Below are 17842 nucleotides of genomic sequence, written 5' to 3' on the forward strand. Positions count from 1 at the left end.
AATCATACACACGCACTACCATATGAAAGAAAAAATGTAACAGTTGCTTTACAGAACGACGAAATTTCTGTGAACGGGTTATAAAATCACGTTTTTTATTTTAAACCGATACTGGTTGGGGACAGTATTCGGCACCTCGAAACGCCGAATTCCAGCCATCCTTTTGGCAGGATACGGAGGAGCGGCAATGACAGCGATGACGCTGCAACCGCATTACCGCACGGTCTGGATTTCAGACGTCCATCTGGGGACACGTGGATGTCAGGCAGATCTTCTTTTGGATTTCCTCAATGAAGTAACAGCAGATACCTATTATCTGGTCGGTGACATTATTGATGGCTGGCGGCTCAAGAAAAGCTGGTATTGGCCGGAAAGTCACCATGCTGTTATCACGACAATCATGGATAAGGCAAAAAATGGCGCCAAAGTCATCTTTGTCCCCGGAAACCATGATGAATTTGCCCGCGAATTTGTCGATATGACCTTTGGGCATGTCGATGTCAAAATGAACGATATCCACGAAACAGCCGATGGCAAACGCCTGCTGGTCATCCATGGCGATGAATTTGACGGGGTTGTCAAATATGCCAGATGGCTGGCCTATCTTGGGGACACGGCCTACAACCTGGCCATCGCCCTTAACCGTTACTATAACGGCATTCGCCGCCGCCTTGGATACGGTTACTGGTCGCTTTCGGCTTATCTTAAAAACCGGGTCAAAAACGCCGTTCAGTTCATCTGCAATTTCGAAAATGCCGTCGCCCACGAAGCCGCGAAACGCAAGGTCGATGGCGTGGTCTGCGGTCATATCCATCATGCCGAAAAACGCATGATCGGTGATGTGCTTTATTGCAATGACGGCGACTGGGTCGAAAGCTGCACCGCCCTTGTTGAAGACAAGGATGGCAAGCTTGAACTTCTGCACTGGGCGGAAATGCGCCAGATGGCCATGAGCCATTCCAGCCCCGGCCGGGACGCTGCAAGCACCCCGTCACTGGGTCTTGGCAAACTGATCTCCATGTTCCGCATTGCCCATGGCACGGACAATTCCGCATCGGGTGCTTCCAAAAAGCGCAGCGATGCCCCGATTGGAAAGACTGCATGAAAATACTGATCGTAACCGATGCCTGGTATCCGCAGGTAAACGGTGTTGTCCGTACCCTTGAAACCGTACGTGGCGAGCTGGGCGCGATGGGACATGATGTTCACATCATTTCGCCCGATCAGTTCAAAACTGTTCCATGCCCGACCTATCCGGAAATCCGTCTGGCCCTGTTTGCCAAACGCAAGATGGCCAAAATGATCGAGGCATTGCACCCGGTCGCCATCCACATTTCGACCGAAGGTCCGCTGGGTCAGGCTGCGCGTTCCTATTGCCTGAAACACGGCTTGCCGTTTTCAACCGCCTATCACACGCGGTTTCCGGAATATATTCATGCGCGCTGGCGGCTGCCGCTGTCGATTTCCTATCGCGGGATGCGCAAATTCCATTCCAAATCACGCTCGGTCATGGTCGCCACCGAAAGCCTGCGTCAGGAACTGTCCGACTGGGGCTTTGAAAACCTGCATATCTGGTCGCGCGGGGTGGATCTTGATCTGTTCCGGCCCCGACCGGACGCATCATTTGGCGATTTCCCGAAACCACACTGGCTGTTTGTCGGGCGGGTTGCGGTGGAAAAGAATATCGGCCATTTCCTTGACCTTGATCTGCCCGGGACAAAGTTCGTGGTTGGCGACGGCCCGCAACTTAACGAGCTTAAGGGCAAATATCCCAATGAGCAGTTTCTGGGCAAAAAGGTTGGCGAAGAACTGGCAACAGCCTTTGCTTCGGCGGATGTCTTTGTGTTTCCAAGCAAGACCGACACCTTCGGCCTTGTGATCCTTGAAGCACTGGCATCGGGCACCCCGGTTGCCGTCTTCCCGGTTCAGGGACCAGCCGATATCGTGCGCGGCACCAAGGCCGGTGCGATTGATGCCGACCTGCGTGAAGCAGCCCTGGCCGCACTTGAGCTGACATCCGAAGATGCCCGTGCATTGGCCGAACAATATAGCTGGCAGAATTCCGCCACCCAGTTCCTGCACAATCTGGCACCGTTTTCCGGCGGGTTTGACGGGATCGAGGTCGTCCGGATTTCGGTTGACGATGCCACCCGGCACAATGCGGGCACAAACCCGGCCACATCCCCGGATCAAGATCAGGCAAGCCTTGGCACAACCCCGGTCGGTCAACCCGCCCAGTAAGTGGCTGGTCCCGGAAAAACCGACGGAAAGCGTGGAACGGGTGAAGTTCTATCTGCGATAAAGGCTTTTGCGCAAAGTGCGATAAGCCAGAATACCATTCAATGCGTCCGTTCCCAGCCATCTGCGGAACGGACGCAAAATCATGTAAACCGGTCGCAAAAGCCTGATGACCTTGCGCAAAGGGACAAGTTGCCCGGCAGTCTCGCCCGCTGTGGCAACATAGGTTGCCCATCCTGACCGCAACAATTCCGGACGTTTTTTGAACTCGCGCTGAATGGAAAATACGAACAACAAAATGTCGCGGGCCTGCGCATCTTCCAATGGCATGCGGGCGTTCGGGTCTTCTTCAAAATCAATGAAGCCGATCTGGCCATCATCGCGTATCGTCATGTTACGCAATAAAGGTGCCCCGTGCGACACACCCGATGCGTGCAGTCGCGCCAGTGCGGATGCAGCAGCAGTGATATGCTGTTTGACCCGGTCTTCATTGCCGGACCGAACATCATCTTCGATCCTGGTCTGAAGGATACCGCCATTGTCACCGATTGCGATCCAGTTCGCCCCTTCGCCAATCAGATCAGGCACAAGTACGCCATGTGCGGCCAGTTTGCGCAGGGTATTGGCTTCATTCACAAGCCCCGCTTTGCCGCCGGGCGACACCGTTGGACGCAAAAGCGGAATGCCCGTGACATTGGCCAGAAAGCGCTGCAACCGATGCCAGACTTTTTCCTTTGCCGGCACCGCCTGTTTGACCCATATCCGCCGACCATTCCAGCTTAACGGGAAAACGCGTGCGCCCACGCCCTGGGCTATTGTGTGCTCGACAAGTGCGTGCAGTTGCTCGTTCATTATTTTGTCTTATATGTCGCTCTTTGTGACCTGCTGATCTACAGATCAGTTTTGTGTCCGTATGAAGCTTACTGCGGCTTGCCGCTTATGGCTCGGCGTGCTAGCAACAGCGCGTACATTTGAATATTTATTTGAAGCCTTATCCATATAGACAGTATCAGTTCGATACAATGTGGAAATGGCCTAAACGACCAGGAAGAAGCAATTGCCCAAGAACTCCTTGGACCACACCACAGAACATTGGGGCACATGGCCGTTGGTCAAGCGCATCGTCAAAGATGCCGTTGCTCCATACTTCGGGAAAATTCTTCTTGCTCTTCTGTGTATGGCTTTAATGGCTGGTGCAACCGGCCTTTATGCGCTTCTGATGGACCCCATTATCAATGATGTCTTCATCAACAAGCGCGAAGCGATGCTTGTTCCTGTCGGCGCCGCAGTTCTTGGTTCCTTTGCACTGAAAGGTTTCGCCAATTACGGCCAGACCGTTTTGATGAGCTATGTCGGTGGACGTATTCTGGCCGACATCCAAAACCGTTTGTACGAACATGTCATTCGTCTTGATATCGGCTTCTTCCACAGCACCAATACCGGCAAGCTGATCACGCGCTTTACCAACGACATCACGGCAATGCGTGCGGCCGTTTCCAACTCGCTGACCGGATTTGGCAAGGATTTGTTGACTGCCATCGTCCTGATCAGCGTCATGTTCTACAAGGATTGGCTGCTTGCCATCATTGCATTCACGGTCTTTCCCGCTGCGATCTACCCGATTGCGCGACTGGGTCGCCGGATGCGCAAGGTGTCAGCCAACACCCAGCAGCAAATTGGTGAATTTGCCACCCTGCTTGAACAGACATTCCAGGGCATCCGCCATGTAAAGGCATATGGCATGGAACCTTACGAATGTTCACGTATGGGCAAGCTGGTTGAAACAGTCTTCAAACTGAGCTTCAAGGCACAAACCGTCAGTGCCCGTTCATCCCCCATCATGGAAACGCTTGGGGGTGCGGCGATTACAGCGATTATTATTTATGGCGGCAGCCGGGTGATCGACGGTGCCAGCGATCCCGGAAGCTTCTTTGCCTTTATCACCGCCCTTTTGCTGGCCTATGAGCCGGTAAAACGTCTGGCAAATATCAACATCACACTGCAGCAAGGTCTGGCAGCATCACAGCGCGTTTTCACAGTTCTTGATATAGAACCCGAAATCAAGGATGCGCCGGATGCCAAAGCGCTGACGGTTTCAGGTGGCGATATTAGCTTCAAAAACGTCGCCTTTTCCTACAATCCGGAAATCACCGCCCTTCGCGATATTGATCTGGATATCAAGGCCGGGGAAACCGTCGCACTTGTTGGTCCGTCCGGTGCAGGCAAATCCACCATCCTGAACCTGATCCCGCGTTTCTATGACATTGATGCCGGTGCGATCACCATTGATGGTCAGGATATTCGTGGCGTTACGCTTGAATCCCTGCGCAAGGCAACTGCACTGGTCAGTCAGGAAATCACCCTGTTTGATGATACGGTACGCGCCAATATTGCCTATGGTCGCGCCGGTGCCAGCGACGCCGAGATCGAGGAAGCCGCCCGTCACGCCGCCGCTCATGACTTCATCCTTCAGCTTGAACACGGCTATGACACCATTGTCGGCGAACATGGCGTGAAGCTTTCAGGCGGGCAGCGTCAGCGTATTGCAATTGCGCGCGCGATGCTTAAAAACGCACCGATCCTGCTTCTGGACGAGGCAACATCGGCCCTTGATACGGAATCGGAACGCCATATCCAGGGCGCGCTTTCCGAATTGATGAAGGGGCGCACCACCCTTGTGATTGCGCACCGTCTGTCGACCATTGTTGATGCCGACAAGATTTGTGTCATCAATAACGGGCGCGTCATTGAACAGGGCAAGCACGAAGAATTGCTCGAACTTGGAGGGGCTTACGCAAACCTCTATAATCTGCAATTCTCAGAAGAAAACGGAAACTGATCCGGGCAATTTCGGGATAATCGGGCGTGCAGTGGCATAAGCGGATCATCAAAAGCGACACGATGCGCAGCACCTTGTGCTGGATAGCAGCGGCCTATGTGCGCCTTGTCCGCGTGACCGGCCGCTGGAAAACAGAAGGCGGCGATCTGCCCGCGCAATATTTGCGCGACGGCAAACCGTTCATCGTTGCCTTCTGGCATCAACGTTTGTTGATGATGCCCTATACCTGGCGTGCGGTTGGCGGTGATTTGCCGTTTCATATGCTGATTTCTTCACATCGCGATGGTGAAATCATTTCGCGCACCGTGGCTCATTTCGGCATTCAGACCATCGCGGGCTCCACCGGGGTTGGCAAAGGCGGGGCTGCGGCCCTGCGTCAAATCATCAAGGCACTCAAGGCCGGTGACGTTGTCGGCATGACCCCCGATGGCCCGCGCGGCCCCAGAATGCGGGCATCCGACGGGGTCGTACAGGCAGCCCGCATGGCCGGCGTTCCGGTTTTCCCGCTGACCTATTCCGCATCAAGCCGCAAGATTTTCAAAAGCTGGGACCGTTTTGTCCTGCCCCTGCCGGTGCCATTTGCCCGCGGTGTCTTTCATTGGGGGGAACCGGTTTTCGTTGAGCGCAAACTCGATGATGCCGGTCTTGAAGCCAAACGGCTTGAAATCGAAAACGCCCTGACCAAACTGACCCAGGATACCGACCGCGATCTTGGACTTGACGTCATTGCACCTGCCGGGCCCGATGAATTGCCCAAACAGAAACGGTCCGAAATCGCAGCGGGGGCAACCGGCAAATGAGCCTGTTTTACGCCTATCGCGCGGCGACCCGCCTGCTTGGCCCGGCACTTCATCTTTATCTGAACCGGCGAAAAAAACGCGGCAAGGAAGATCCGGGCCGTATTGGCGAACGGTTCGGTCATCCAAGTGCGGTTCGCCCCAAGGGACATCTTGTCTGGATCCATGGCGCCAGTGTTGGTGAATCATTATCTGCCTTGCCGGTGATTGATGAAATTCGCCGTCGCTATCCCGGCCTGTCCATTCTGGTGACGACGGGGACTGTTACTTCGGCCGAACTGATGAATGCCCGCCTGCCGGAAGGTGTAATCCATCAATTCATTCCAATCGACCGACAGGTCTGCGTTGCCCGTTTCCTGCATCACTGGAAACCCGATGTCGCGCTTTGGCTTGAAAGTGACCTTTGGCCCAATATGCTGACCAAGGCACAAAAGGCCGGTGTGAAACTTGCGCTTCTGAATGGCCGGATTTCGGAAAAAAGCTTTAAGGGTTATTCCCGCTATCCGTCATTCATTCGTCCGGTCATATCGGCGTTTGATCTTGTCCTGACGCAAAGTGATCACGAAACAAATCGGTTTGCCTCACTAGGCGCTGGTAATGTCAAAACGGTCGGGAACCTCAAATTCGCTGCCCCGCCGCTGCCTGCCAATGAAAGTGCACTGGCAAAGCTTCAGGAACAGATCGGACTGCGCCCGGTCTGGCTGGCATCAAGCACATTCGCCGGTGAAGAACGCATTGCCGGGGACATTCACAAAAAGCTCTCAGCTGAACAGGCCGGGCTTTTGACCATCATCGTGCCCCGCCACCCGGACCGCGCAAACGAGATCGAAGCCGAGCTGATCGCACAGGGGTTGCAAGTTGCCCGACGCAGCCTTGGTCACATCATTACCCCGGGCACGGATATCTATCTTGCCGACACAATTGGCGAGCTGGGCCTGTTTTACCGGATCGCGCCGGTCTGCTTCATGGGCAAGACGCTTTGCGCATCGGGCGGGCAAAACCCGCTTGAACCGGCCCGCCTGAATTGCGCCATCCTGCATGGCCCGGATATGAGCAACTTTGCCACCATCAGCGAAGAAATGCGTATTGCGGGTGCATGCCGCCCGGCATCGGATGCAGATGATCTATGCCGTCAGGTCGGCGCCCTGCTGCGTGATCGCGAAACCGCGCGAACGATCGCCGAAGCCGCCCTGCACTATGCCAATTCAAAGGCCGAAGTTCTTGACCGAACCGTTGATGCGCTGCGCCCGCTGATGGCGCAAAAAGCAATCGACGAGGCCGATCATGCGTGATCCCCGCTTCTGGCAGAAAGATGGTCTGGTTCCGAAACTGCTAAGCCCGTTATCATTGCTGTGGCGTGCCGGGGCATGCATGCGCGCAAAAACCACAACCGCGCGTCATCCGGGCTGCCCGGTATTTTGCGTTGGCAATTTCACCGTCGGCGGTGCGGGCAAAACACCAACATCCGTTGCCCTGTTTGATGTTCTAAGCGCATTGGGTCGTCACCCGCATTTTGTCAGCCGCGGCTATGGCGGCTCCATTGCCGGTCCCCATCGCGTCGACCCGGGTCTTGATGACGCATCAAAGGTCGGGGATGAACCGTTGCTTCTGGCGCACCATGGTCCGGCATGGATATCGCGCGAAAGATTTCTGGGTGCGGAAATGGCCCGGGATAACGGCGCGGATGCGATCATTCTTGATGACGGATTACAAAACCCGTCCCTGATCAAGGATTGCAGCTTTGCCGTTATCGACAGCAATTATGGCATCGGAAACGGTCGCGTCATGCCCGCAGGCCCCATGCGCGAACCCCTGATCAGCGGCCTTGAAAAGGTCCATGCGATCATTCTGATCGGCGATAAGACCCCGCACTTCATCACCAATCTTCCGGCATCCGTGCCGATCCTGCGCGCGCGGATCGTGCCGGTAAACGGCGAACGCTTTGCTGGCAAGAATGTGGTCGCCTTTGCCGGCATTGGCCGCCCGCAGAAATTCTATGACAGTCTGGCGTTGGTCGGGGCACGGATCGTCGCCACACAGGATTTTGACGACCATCATGTGTTTGCGCCCGATGAGTTGACAGCTTTGCGCATGACCGCGGCAAAACTCGATGCGGAACTTGTGACCACGCAAAAAGACCTGATGCGCTTGCCATCCGACAGCCGGAACGGCATAAACAGTCTCGACATTCGACTGGTGTTCGAGGCACCCGATCAGCTTTCCCAGATTGTGAAGACAGTACTCGCCGATGGATAAGAACAGCGACCTTTACCGGATGCGCCAAAAATACCTGTCCCACCCGTTGCAAGGGTTCGGGGCCTATCTGCTTTACTGGATGTTCGCCATCATGCCGATCGATATGGCATCGGGATTTGGGGGCTGGCTGCTGCGAACAATCGGCCCCAAACTGGGACAGTCCAAAAAGGCCCGCAACAATCTGGTCAAGGCGTTCCCGGAGAAGTCACCGGCCGAAATTGATCAGATCATCGTTGATATGTGGGACAATCTTGGCCGGTCGGCCGGGGAAATCCCCCATCTTCACAAATTGCGCCCGGGCGGACCTCGCATCGAGATCGTTGGCGTGGAAAACGGCTTGGCGCTCAAGGACGATGGCAAGCCCGGCCTGTTCTTTACCGGTCATATCGGCAACTGGGAAGTCACCATGTGCATTGCCACCGTGCTGGACATGGAAATGATGAGCGTCTATCGCGCGCCCGACAATCCGTGGGTCGATAACCTGTTCATGCGCGCCCGCAAGACATTCCGGGGCGAACTGGTACAAAAAGGTCCAAGCGGCGCCCGCAAACTGACGCGTTGCCTGAAAGACGGCGGCCATGCCTGCATGCTGGTCGATCAGAAAATGAGCGACGGCATCGCGGTCCCGTTCTTTGGCCGCGATGCAATGACGGCCCCCGCACTTGCGCAATTTGCGCTCAAATACGATGCGCCGATTGTTCCGGTGCGTTCAGAACGGATCAATGGCGCGCATTTTCGCATGACGTTCTATCCGCCCGTTCCGGTCACCAAAACCGGCGACCGTCACGCCGATGTCGCCAAAATCATGACCGATGTGAATGCGATGATGGAATCCTGGATCCGCGAACGCCCCGCCCAGTGGCTTTGGGTGCATCGGCGCTGGCCAAATTAGCATTTGCAAATTTTCCGGCATTTATTAACGCATTGAGAACATCATTGCTTCAGACTTGCGGTTCTGAAATTTGAACCCCGGGGTCAGGAGCTACCCTTTCTTGCGCCGCTTATTGATCATTCTGACTTTGATGATCGCCGGATCAATGTTTGTCGTTTGGCCAAGCATGGCGCTTGATCATGACATTGCCGATATCCGCGAAACAGCCCGTGAAATCCGGCTGCGGATATCCGAACTTGATCAGCAGCTCAAGGAACATCTGCGCAAGGCCATCGAGGAATATGGCGACCGCCCGGTCGAATGTTCGGACGAAAATCCAAGATCCACACTTGCCGAATGTGTCGAAGCCGATGCCAACGACCTGACCCGAACGGCAATCACGATTGCACGTGCGGGCGATACTGAAGACGACCTGACAGGCGATCTTGCCGATACCGAAGAACGGTTTGCCCTGTTTACCCAGCAAATGAACAAGACAAATGATCTTTTGGCGCGCGCTGGTGCCAAACTTTACATGAACAGTCTTGATGTCGGCCCCGAAATGGATCAGTTGCGCCACAATGTCATTGCCTATATCGAACTGAAACAGGCCAATCAATTGCGCACCAAGCAGGCCTTACTGATCGCAACAGTGGCGATTATCCTGCTTGCGATCTTTTCGCTGATTTTTGCCGTGATCCAGCGGTTCAGATAGAATTCAACGCCCCATCGCGTTTGTCACAGGACAATTGGCCTTGATCAATCACGCAAAGGTCGTTACCCGGTAACTCACACCTTCACACGCCCGAAACGTCAAAGGGAACCGTCATGACCGAAGCCTATTGGCAGGACATTCTTGTCGCCTTGCGCCAGATTATCCGGGCGACGGATCTCCATTCCAAACGTGTGATGAAGGCATGCGGCCTGACCATCCCGCAAGTCATGGTGTTGCGCGCCATTGACGAATTGCAGAATGTCACGGTCAAGCGCATTTCCAATCACGTGTCGCTTAGCCAGGCGACTGTGACGACCATTTTGAACCGTCTTGAGCAGCGCAACCTTGCCGAACGCCGCCGCAGTTCAACCGACAAACGGGTGGTAAACACCTTCTTGACCGATGCCGGGCGTGACGTTCTGGCAACCGCGCCGACCATGCTGCATGAAGAATTCATTACCCAGTTCGAAGCCCTGCCCGACTGGGAAAAAACACAGCTTTTGTCGTCAATGCAGCGCGTGGCAACCATGATGGATGCAGAACAGATTGACGCCGCCCCGATCCTTGACGTCAAGGCCGCCGACTGGGTGCCGCCGCAAAGCGGCCAGAACGGATAGACCGCACAACCACGCCCAAGTCCGGTCGCGATCAGACGCCTTGTTCGGGCAGACCGATGATCTGGTTGCCATTGCGTCTGGCATCGCCAACCGCCGAAAACCTGGCGCCATCCGCGCTGACCTTGGCGGCGTGAACCCCGCCAAAGAACATGTCTTCGCGGTCCCAGCGGCTTTGATTTTCAAGACTAAGCTGATCAAGCAACGCATCATCAAAGCCCGGCTCCACCGACAGAAGGCTGTCTTCGACATGCATGCGCGGCGCGGATACCGCCCCGTGCAGGGTCATGTCAAACGCATCAATATTCAAAAGCACCTGAAGCATGGTGGACCGGATGCGATTTGATCCCCCCGATCCAAGCGCAATCGCCCCGCCATCATCACCAAGATAAAGCGCGGGCGTCATCATCGATGTCATCCGCACCCCGCAGGGCCACATATGAAACCCGTCGGGCGAAAGATCGGCTTCGCCAAGCATATTGTTCATCATGATGCCGGTTTGCGGCACGATCCGCCCGGAACTTGACCCGTTTGAGATGGTCGCAGCGGCAAGGTTGCCGTCTTCATCGACAACCGAAATATGGGTCGTGCCCTGCTGACTAAGCGGGCGTTCGCCGATCATCAGACGATATCTTTCGCAAAGCTCGTCCGACAGGATCGCCGACGTCGCGCCATATTCCCCGCGCACCAAACCGGTTGCGTGGATGATCTGTGAAATTGCTTCAAGATGGCGGGCCGAACCGAAACCACCCAGTGCCATTTCCCGCGCAAGCTTAAGACCAAATCCCACCAGCACCCCGCCCGATGCCGGGGGCGGGTTCAGGACAAACCGGCCCTTGCGCCCGCCAACCAGAAGCGGGTCCCGCACCAGCACACGATAGGCCGCAAGATCATCCGCCCCAAGATATCCGCCGAATTCCCGGCATTCCCGGATCAGCGCATGTCCGATGTCACCACGATAAAACCCGTCGGCACCGGTCCGCACCAGATATTCAATGCTGTCTGCAAGATCGGATTGAACATGGCGGGCACCCGTTTCAAGCAGTTCAAACCCGGCTTCGTCGGTATGGCCCGGCTTGCCAAAAACGGCACGGCTTTCGGCCGAAAAGCCCAGCAACGGTTCGACAATCCCCATCACATAGCGTTGAAAATCATCCAGAACCACGCCATTGCGGGCCGCATCAATTGCCGGTTCGGCCAGTTGCGCCATTGGCAATGTCGCCAGATCATCATGAATTTCAAACAGGCCGGCAACAACGCCCGGCATTGCCACCGATCCATAACCGCCGTGGAATTCCTGGGTGACACCCCCGGCAAAAGTCGCAAGACGGCTTTCGAATTCAAGATCTTCGCGGGATCGCTTTTCAAGGGGGGTTTCAACAAAGAAATCATAAAGACGCGGCGGTTCCCCGACAGGGCGTGCCATCACAAACCCGCCACCACCAAGGGACGCCAAAACCGGTTCGGCGACACAGGCCGCCCACATGGCCGCCACCACCGCATCGAACGCATTGCCACCATCATCAAGCACACGGGCGGCGGCGCGTGCGGTGACTTCATGTCCTGCGGCGACGGCCCCGTGCTTTTTCATGGTTTGCGTTTCCCGTTAATTATTGGCGTTTGCCGCCTTTTGGGCCTGGTCCATCGGGGGTACAAGCAATTGGGCATCAACGCGTGCCGCTCCGACATTGATCCGCCAGTCCAGATGCGGACCGGTTGCCCGGCCCGATGCGCCCACCTTGGCAATCACATCCCCCTGTTTGACGACATCACCAACTTTGACGTCGATTTCAGACAGATGCAAAAAGGCCGACACCATGCCAAGCCCGTGATCAATAAACAGGGTGGCACCCGAAAAATACATATCGGGATGGGCAAGGGTCACGATCCCGTCTGCCGGGGCCACCACCGGGGTTCCGGTCGGAACGGCGATATCCACCCCCCAATGCGGGGCGCGCGGCTCGCCATTAAGGATACGCTGTGATCCGTAAACCCCGCTGATCGGACCAAGGGCAGGCCAGATAAAGCCGTTCTCAAGAAAATTCTCGGTAAAGCGTTCGGTGCGGGCTTCGCGGGCCTGACGACTGTCATCCTTGATCCGGTTCATGACGTCGGGATCGGGCGTGACCATTTTGGGCGGCAAACCGTCAATGCGCTGAATATCAAATTCGCGATCGGCGATGGCATAGGCGAATTCTTCGGTGCTGCCATCTGCATGGCGAACCGTCAGTTTGGCCGGACCTTCATAATCGCGGGGGAATCCGATGATGAACCGCCCGTCCGGGGCAATCGTATCAATCGCGTCCCCGTCAAGCAGAACAACATCACCGGCAGTTGTCTGACCAAAAACAATCCCGCCCTGAACAAATTGCCCCTGATAGGTCGGCTCGGCCGCCTGTGCGGTGATGCTTGCGCCCAAAAGACCGACAATTGCGATAACGGTTTTAAATGCCAAACGCATTACAGAAGGCTCCCCTGCCTGTCATCTTCCTGTGGACGCGGATTTTTCTTTTTCACCGGTTTGGGTTTGGCAAGCTTTGGCGCCACGGTTGCGCCAGCTGTTTCAACCGCGATGTTAGCGCTATCATCCTTGCGCTGTGCCGGTTCTGTCGGCTCTGACAGTTCTGACAGTTCTGACGGTTTCGCGCTTGCCGGCCCCGACGTCGCGGTACCCTCGCCAGCGGTGACACGGGCGATGCCATCGCCCATTTCAAGATCATAGGACTGCCCGGCAACAAGATCGCCCGACTTGCCAACAAGATTGCCCGCCCCATCACGCACCACGGCAAAGCCGCGTTTAAGAACGTTACGATAGGAATAGCTCTCCAGAAGCCGGTCATAACGCGCCAGTCCTTCGGCCTCACGTTTGACGATATTGCCAACCGCTGCCTGCATCCGGGCACCAAGATCAGCAATCTGTTTTTCCGCCCGAACAACATCACGCTTGGCATCACCGGGGCGCAAGCCCGCAGCCGCGCGGTCAAGACGCGCTTGCTGCATCTGAAGGGCGGATTTCATCGCCCCGTCCAGACGAAGGGCCGCATTTTCAAGACGCCCGCGCTTTTCCGAAAGCTGTTCACGCGGACTGACCAGCCGCGCACTGGCCTCGTTCAGGCGCGCACGCGCCTGCTGCGTCAGGTTGACAGCCGCACGTGGCAAACGATCCGCCCAGTTATCGAGTGTCTGGGCGCGTTCTTCGAGCATCCTTTTGGGATCCCCCAGACCACGTGCAAGACTTTCAAGGGCGGTTTTCTTTTCAAGACCCAGACGACGCACGGCCTGGGCCAGTCGAAGACCGTCTTCTTCGACCTGCCCGATCAGGTCCATGCGCACCGGCACGGCCTTTTCCGCCGCCCCGGTCGGGGTCGGGGCGCGCAGGTCCGACACGAAATCAATCAGGGTGGTGTCGGTTTCATGCCCGACTGCCGAAATCACCGGAATGTCGGAACCGGCGACCGCACGGGCAACGGTTTCCTCGTTAAAGCACCACAAATCTTCAAGCGACCCGCCACCACGCGCCACGATCAGAACGTCTGGTCGCGGGATCTGGCCATAGGGCAACAGATCATTGAAACCGCGCACCGCCTCGGCCACCTGTTCGGCGGCACCCTGGCCCTGAACCAGCACCGGCCACAAAAGAACCCGGCGCGGGAAACGGTCACGCAGTCGATGCATGATATCGCGGATCACCGCCCCGGTCGGCGATGTCACAATGCCAATGACATCGGGCAGAAACGGGATCGGCTTTTTGCGATCGGGGTCAAACAGCCCTTCGGCAGCGAGTTTCTTTTTGCGTTCTTCAAGCAGTTTCAGAAGCGCGCCTTCGCCCGCGACTTCCATGCTTTCAATCACGATCTGATATTTCGAACGGCCCGGGAATGTTGTCAGGCGGCCGGTAACGATGACTTCCATGCCGTCTTCGGGCACCAGACCAAGTTTGGCCGCCTGCCCGCGCCAGCACACGCCATCAAGAACCGCCTTGTCGTCCTTGAGCGCCAGATACATATGGCCGCTGCTGGCCTGTTTGAAGCCGGAAATTTCCCCGCGCACCCGGACAAAGGAAAAGGCATCCTCGACCGTGCGTTTGAGTGCATTGGACAGGTCGGATACCGAAAATTCGGGCGCATTTCCCGATTTCACAGGGGTTTCCGGTACCGGGGCATAAGGGTCGAACAAATCTTGCGTCATCAAGGGCACTTTATGCTAAAAGCCCGCACATTGAATCATTCTGCGGGATGGCGTTTGGGTCTAGCCTAGTTCATCGCGCATGGACCATCAAGCAATCGGACAAGTCGAAGGATAAAGTCATGAAGGTTCTGGTCGTTGGCGGCGGCGGACGTGAACACGCACTATGCTGGGCTATTGCGCGCAGCCCGCGCATTTCCAAACTCTGGTGCGCACCGGGCAATGCCGGCATTGCGGATTCTGCGCAATGTGTCGCGATTTCCGATGGCGATATCGACGGTCTGGTAACCTTCGCCAAGGACAATGCGGTCGATCTGGTTGTTGTCGGCCCCGAGGCCCCGCTGGTTGCAGGGCTTGTCGATGCGCTCGATGCTGTTGGCATAAAGTCGTTCGGTTGTTCCAAGGCGGCTGCACAGCTTGAAGGGTCCAAGGGCTTCATGAAAGACATGGTGGCAAAGTTCGGTGTCCCGACGGCTGCCTATGGCCGTTTCACCAATCCCGCCGATGCCAAGGCATTTGTTGAAAAGCACGGTGCGCCGATTGTCGTTAAGACCGATGGTCTGGCCGCAGGCAAGGGTGTTACGATCTGTCAGACCGCGGACGAAGCATTTGCCGCAATTGATGAATGCATGGTCGGTGGCAAGTTCGGCGACGCGGGGGCGGAAATCGTGATTGAAGAATTCCTCAAAGGTGAGGAAGCCTCATTTTTTGCGGTTTGCGATGGCGAGAACGTCATTCCGCTGGTTGCAGCCCAGGATCACAAGGCGGTTGGCGAAGGCGATACCGGCCCCAATACGGGCGGCATGGGGGCCTATTCCCCGGCCCCGGTCTTTACCGATGCGGTCGAAGCCAAGGTCATGGAACAGATCATCGTCCCGACCGTCAAAGGCATGGCAAACGAAGGCCACCCGTTCAAGGGTGTGCTGTTTGCCGGCCTGATGATTGACGATGAAGGCAACCCGAAACTGATCGAATACAACATTCGTTTCGGTGACCCGGAATGCCAGGTTCTGATGACCCGCCTGAAATCAGATGTGCTTGATATCCTTGATGGTGCGGCCACCGGCACGCTTGATCAGGTCAAACCCGAATGGCACGACGAAACTGCAATGGTCGTTGTCATGGCCGCAAAGGGGTATCCGGGGTCCTATGAAAAAGGGACCGAGATCAAAAACGTCCCGGCAGCCGATGCCATGGACAAGGTCAAGGTCCTTCATGCCGGGACCAAGATGGATGGTGATAAGCTGGTTGCGACCGGTGGTCGTGTTCTTGGCGTCACCGCGCGCGGCGCAACCGTCACCGAAACCCAGAAACGCGCCTATGAGGCGGTTGATGCGATTGACTGGGAAGGTGGTTTTTGCCGCCGTGATATCGGCTGGCGCGCCGTGGCCCGCGAACAGGCATAAGCCCGTATCCAAACCGATTTTTAAAAGACCGGGTTACGCAACCCGGTCTTTTTTTATGCCCGTCTGACCCGATATCCCGACCTGATAGCGGATATGACAGCGGCCCTGATCATCGCGTTCGATATCGGCAGCAACCCCGAAAACATCGCGCAGGTTTTGCGATGTCAAAATCTGTTCGGGCGTGCCAATCGCAATCAGTTTGCCGCGATCCATCATCGCAATCCGGTCACAGAACATCGCCGCATGGTTCAGATCATGCAGGGCCGCCACCACCGTCACCGGAAGGGTCCGGACAAGATCAAGCAATCCCAGTTGATGATGGATATCAAGATGGTTGGTCGGCTCGTCCAGCAACAGGAAATCGGGCTGTTGCGCCAATGTCCGGGCGATATGAACGCGCTGTTTTTCCCCGCCCGACAATGTTTGCCACATCCGGTCAGCCATCAGATGCATCTCAACTGCTTCCAGCGCCTTTTGGACAATCGCCTGGTCATCTTCCGACCAGGGTGACAGCAAACTCAGATACGGCGTTCTGCCCAGCGCCACCGCCTCGCGCACGGTAATGCGGTCAATGGTGTCGGCCTGTTGTTCGACAAAGCCGATCCGTCGCGCCAGATTGCGACGCCCGACTTTTTTCATCGCTTGCCCGTCAAGCAGGGCCTGTCCACGAGACGGGGCACGAATACCGGCCAGAACCGACATCAGACTGGTTTTGCCAGACCCGTTCGGCCCGATCAGACCAAGGAATTCCCCCGGTTCAACCCGCAGCGACACATCACTGATGATTTTCTTGAAACCGGCATTCCAGCCAACATCGCGCAGTTCCAATGTCATCGCAGAACCCTTCCATGACAAAGAATAAGCGCAAAGGCCGGTGCCCCGATCAGGGCGGTAATCACCCCGATGGGAAGAACCTGACCATCCAGGATGATGCGTGAAACAATGTCAGCCGCAACAAGGAATATCGCCCCGATCAGGGCCGAAACCGGCAGCAAAAGCCCATGCCGGGTCCCGACAAAGAACCGTGCCGCATGCGGGATGACCAAACCGACAAAGCCGATCGAACCGACAAGACTGACCATCACAGCCGTCATGGATGCCGCCACCGCAATCAGAACCACATAAACACGGCGCACCGGCACGCCAAGCGATGCCGCCGATTCCACACCAAAGGTAAAAGCATCAAGTGCGCGCGCATACCAAAGACACACAACCAGCCCGCCAAACGCAACGGGCAGCGCAAGATAGACATCGTCCCAGCGCACACCGCTCAGATTGCCAAGCAACCAGAACATGATGCCGCGCGCCTCGTCCGCGGTTGCTGCCTTGGTGACGATAAAGGATGTCAGGGCGTTGAAAAGCTGTGATCCGGCAACCCCGGCCAGAATGATCGCGCCCGCACCACGACCGGCCGGAATGGCCAGAAGCGCTACAAACCCGAATGCCACCAGTGCACCGACAAACGCGCCAAGTGACAGCGAAACCATCCCCGCCCCAAGACCAAGAATGGCAACACTGACCGCGCCGGTAGATGCCCCCGCCGAAATGCCCAGCAAATAGGGATCGGCCAGACTGTTGCGCAAAAGCGCCTGCAACACGGCCCCCGACAACGCAAGTGACGCCCCACAGGCCGCAGCCACAAGTGCACGCGAAATCCGGTAATTCCAGATGATCCCGGAATCGATTGGATCAATCTCATAGCCTGCCTGCCACAGATGATTGGCAATGGTTTGAAGAACCGTGCCAAGGGGAATGTGTGTCTCCCCCTTGGCAGCGGCAATTGCAACCACAGCGGCAAGCAGGATCAAAGCCGCCACGGCCGCACCGCTTCGCGCAAGATATGCCCGCCCCGCCCGCGATCGTGCGGGGGGCTGAGGGGGTGCTTTTTCAAACATTGAAGTCTCCGGGCATATCGAGCGCC

Annotated in this window: 16 protein-coding genes; 10 read left to right on the top strand and 6 right to left on the bottom strand. The window is 56.4% G+C overall.

The annotated features are described in order from the left end of the window. The first annotated feature begins 187 nt into the window (after positions 1–187). Complete coding sequence (locus SIB88_RS18325) at positions 188–1105, top strand: UDP-2,3-diacylglucosamine diphosphatase (RefSeq protein ID WP_068517261.1); 918 nt, start codon at positions 188–190, stop codon at positions 1103–1105. Continuing rightward, positions 1102–2241, top strand: a complete 1140-nt coding sequence (locus tag SIB88_RS18330) for a glycosyltransferase family 4 protein (RefSeq protein ID WP_412558753.1) — start codon at positions 1102–1104, stop codon at positions 2239–2241. Before SIB88_RS18325 ends, SIB88_RS18330 begins: the two co-directional genes overlap by 4 nt. Before the next feature lie 48 nt (positions 2242–2289). Here the strand turns inward: SIB88_RS18330 and SIB88_RS18335 are convergent, their stop codons facing one another. Beyond that, positions 2290–3090 (bottom strand): hypothetical protein, encoded by an 801-nt coding sequence (locus tag SIB88_RS18335; RefSeq protein WP_412558754.1) that lies wholly within the window; start codon positions 3088–3090, stop codon positions 2290–2292. A 256-nt stretch (positions 3091–3346) separates the two neighbouring features. Here SIB88_RS18335 and SIB88_RS18340 point away from each other — a divergent pair, with 256 nt between their 5' ends. The 7 genes from SIB88_RS18340 to SIB88_RS18370 all read left to right on the top strand — a co-directional run bounded on the left by SIB88_RS18340 (position 3347) and on the right by SIB88_RS18370 (position 10333). Continuing rightward, positions 3347–5077: an ABC transporter ATP-binding protein gene (locus tag SIB88_RS18340; RefSeq protein WP_082817672.1), complete on the top strand. Its 1731-nt coding sequence runs from the start codon at positions 3347–3349 to the stop codon at positions 5075–5077. A 26-nt stretch (positions 5078–5103) separates the two neighbouring features. Further along, positions 5104–5877, top strand: coding sequence for a lysophospholipid acyltransferase family protein (locus SIB88_RS18345; RefSeq protein WP_231856654.1), 774 nt, complete (start codon positions 5104–5106; stop codon positions 5875–5877). Then, positions 5874–7166 carry a 3-deoxy-D-manno-octulosonic acid transferase gene (locus SIB88_RS18350; RefSeq protein WP_412558755.1) on the top strand — a complete coding sequence of 431 codons (1293 nt, stop codon included), beginning with the start codon at positions 5874–5876 and terminating at the stop codon, positions 7164–7166. The genes SIB88_RS18345 and SIB88_RS18350 overlap by 4 nt, the downstream gene beginning before the upstream one ends. Next, positions 7159–8130 carry a tetraacyldisaccharide 4'-kinase gene (lpxK, locus tag SIB88_RS18355; RefSeq protein ID WP_412558756.1) on the top strand — a complete coding sequence of 324 codons (972 nt, stop codon included), beginning with the start codon at positions 7159–7161 and terminating at the stop codon, positions 8128–8130. The genes SIB88_RS18350 and lpxK overlap by 8 nt, the downstream gene beginning before the upstream one ends. Further along, entirely contained in the window at positions 8123–9022 is a 900-nt protein-coding gene (locus SIB88_RS18360; protein WP_206928076.1) for a lauroyl acyltransferase, read from the top strand. The genes lpxK and SIB88_RS18360 overlap by 8 nt, the downstream gene beginning before the upstream one ends. 100 nt (positions 9023–9122) lie before the next feature. Next, on the top strand, positions 9123–9716 hold the full coding sequence (locus tag SIB88_RS18365) for a hypothetical protein (RefSeq protein WP_412558757.1): 594 nt from the start codon (positions 9123–9125) through the stop codon (positions 9714–9716). 113 nt (positions 9717–9829) lie between these two features. Then, positions 9830–10333: a MarR family winged helix-turn-helix transcriptional regulator gene (locus SIB88_RS18370; protein WP_068517269.1), complete on the top strand. Its 504-nt coding sequence runs from the start codon at positions 9830–9832 to the stop codon at positions 10331–10333. 31 nt (positions 10334–10364) lie between these two features. Here SIB88_RS18370 and SIB88_RS18375 read toward each other — a convergent pair whose 3' ends face one another. From SIB88_RS18375 to xseA, 3 genes are read right to left on the bottom strand one after another with little or no spacing between them, the layout of a single operon-like run. Further along, positions 10365–11921, bottom strand: coding sequence for a gamma-glutamyltransferase family protein (locus SIB88_RS18375; RefSeq protein ID WP_412558758.1), 1557 nt, complete (start codon positions 11919–11921; stop codon positions 10365–10367). A gap of 15 nt (positions 11922–11936) precedes the next feature. Then, positions 11937–12791: a M23 family metallopeptidase gene (locus SIB88_RS18380; protein WP_289078370.1), complete on the bottom strand. Its 855-nt coding sequence runs from the start codon at positions 12789–12791 to the stop codon at positions 11937–11939. Then, positions 12791–14518, bottom strand: coding sequence for an exodeoxyribonuclease VII large subunit (gene xseA / locus SIB88_RS18385; RefSeq protein WP_412558759.1), 1728 nt, complete (start codon positions 14516–14518; stop codon positions 12791–12793). Before xseA ends, SIB88_RS18380 begins: the two co-directional genes overlap by 1 nt. A gap of 119 nt (positions 14519–14637) precedes the next feature. Here xseA and purD point away from each other — a divergent pair, with 119 nt between their 5' ends. Further along, a complete protein-coding gene (purD, locus tag SIB88_RS18390) occupies positions 14638–15921 on the top strand; it encodes a phosphoribosylamine--glycine ligase (RefSeq protein WP_412558760.1) in 1284 nt (427 codons plus the stop codon). A 33-nt stretch (positions 15922–15954) separates the two neighbouring features. Here the strand turns inward: purD and SIB88_RS18395 are convergent, their stop codons facing one another. Together SIB88_RS18395 and SIB88_RS18400 are read right to left on the bottom strand one after the other, a co-directional pair. Then, entirely contained in the window at positions 15955–16755 is an 801-nt protein-coding gene (locus SIB88_RS18395; protein WP_101248159.1) for an ABC transporter ATP-binding protein, read from the bottom strand. Further along, complete coding sequence (locus tag SIB88_RS18400) at positions 16752–17816, bottom strand: FecCD family ABC transporter permease (protein ID WP_206928082.1); 1065 nt, start codon at positions 17814–17816, stop codon at positions 16752–16754. Before SIB88_RS18400 ends, SIB88_RS18395 begins: the two co-directional genes overlap by 4 nt. Positions 17817–17842 lie beyond the last annotated feature (26 nt).

It is taken from the genome of Thalassospira sp. MIT121401, assembly GCF_047125595.1.
Taxonomy (GTDB): Bacteria; Pseudomonadota; Alphaproteobacteria; order Rhodospirillales; family Thalassospiraceae; genus Thalassospira; species Thalassospira povalilytica.

Excerpts from the sequence above, each read along its gene's own strand:
- SIB88_RS18325 (WP_068517261.1), top strand. The coding sequence starts at position 188 with ATGACAGCGATGACGCTGCAACCGCATTACCGCACGGTCTGGATTTCA.
- SIB88_RS18330 (WP_412558753.1), top strand. The coding sequence starts at position 1,102 with ATGAAAATACTGATCGTAACCGATGCCTGGTATCCGCAGGTAAACGGT.
- SIB88_RS18335 (WP_412558754.1), bottom strand. The coding sequence starts at position 3,090 with ATGAACGAGCAACTGCACGCACTTGTCGAGCACACAATAGCCCAGGGC.
- SIB88_RS18350 (WP_412558755.1), top strand. The coding sequence starts at position 5,874 with ATGAGCCTGTTTTACGCCTATCGCGCGGCGACCCGCCTGCTTGGCCCG.
- lpxK (WP_412558756.1), top strand. The coding sequence starts at position 7,159 with ATGCGTGATCCCCGCTTCTGGCAGAAAGATGGTCTGGTTCCGAAACTG.
- SIB88_RS18360 (WP_206928076.1), top strand. The coding sequence starts at position 8,123 with ATGGATAAGAACAGCGACCTTTACCGGATGCGCCAAAAATACCTGTCC.
- SIB88_RS18370 (WP_068517269.1), top strand. The coding sequence starts at position 9,830 with ATGACCGAAGCCTATTGGCAGGACATTCTTGTCGCCTTGCGCCAGATT.
- SIB88_RS18375 (WP_412558758.1), bottom strand. The coding sequence starts at position 11,921 with ATGAAAAAGCACGGGGCCGTCGCCGCAGGACATGAAGTCACCGCACGC.
- SIB88_RS18380 (WP_289078370.1), bottom strand. The coding sequence starts at position 12,791 with ATGCGTTTGGCATTTAAAACCGTTATCGCAATTGTCGGTCTTTTGGGC.
- xseA (WP_412558759.1), bottom strand. The coding sequence starts at position 14,518 with ATGACGCAAGATTTGTTCGACCCTTATGCCCCGGTACCGGAAACCCCT.
- purD (WP_412558760.1), top strand. The coding sequence starts at position 14,638 with ATGAAGGTTCTGGTCGTTGGCGGCGGCGGACGTGAACACGCACTATGC.
- SIB88_RS18395 (WP_101248159.1), bottom strand. The coding sequence starts at position 16,755 with ATGACATTGGAACTGCGCGATGTTGGCTGGAATGCCGGTTTCAAGAAA.
- SIB88_RS18400 (WP_206928082.1), bottom strand. The coding sequence starts at position 17,816 with ATGTTTGAAAAAGCACCCCCTCAGCCCCCCGCACGATCGCGGGCGGGG.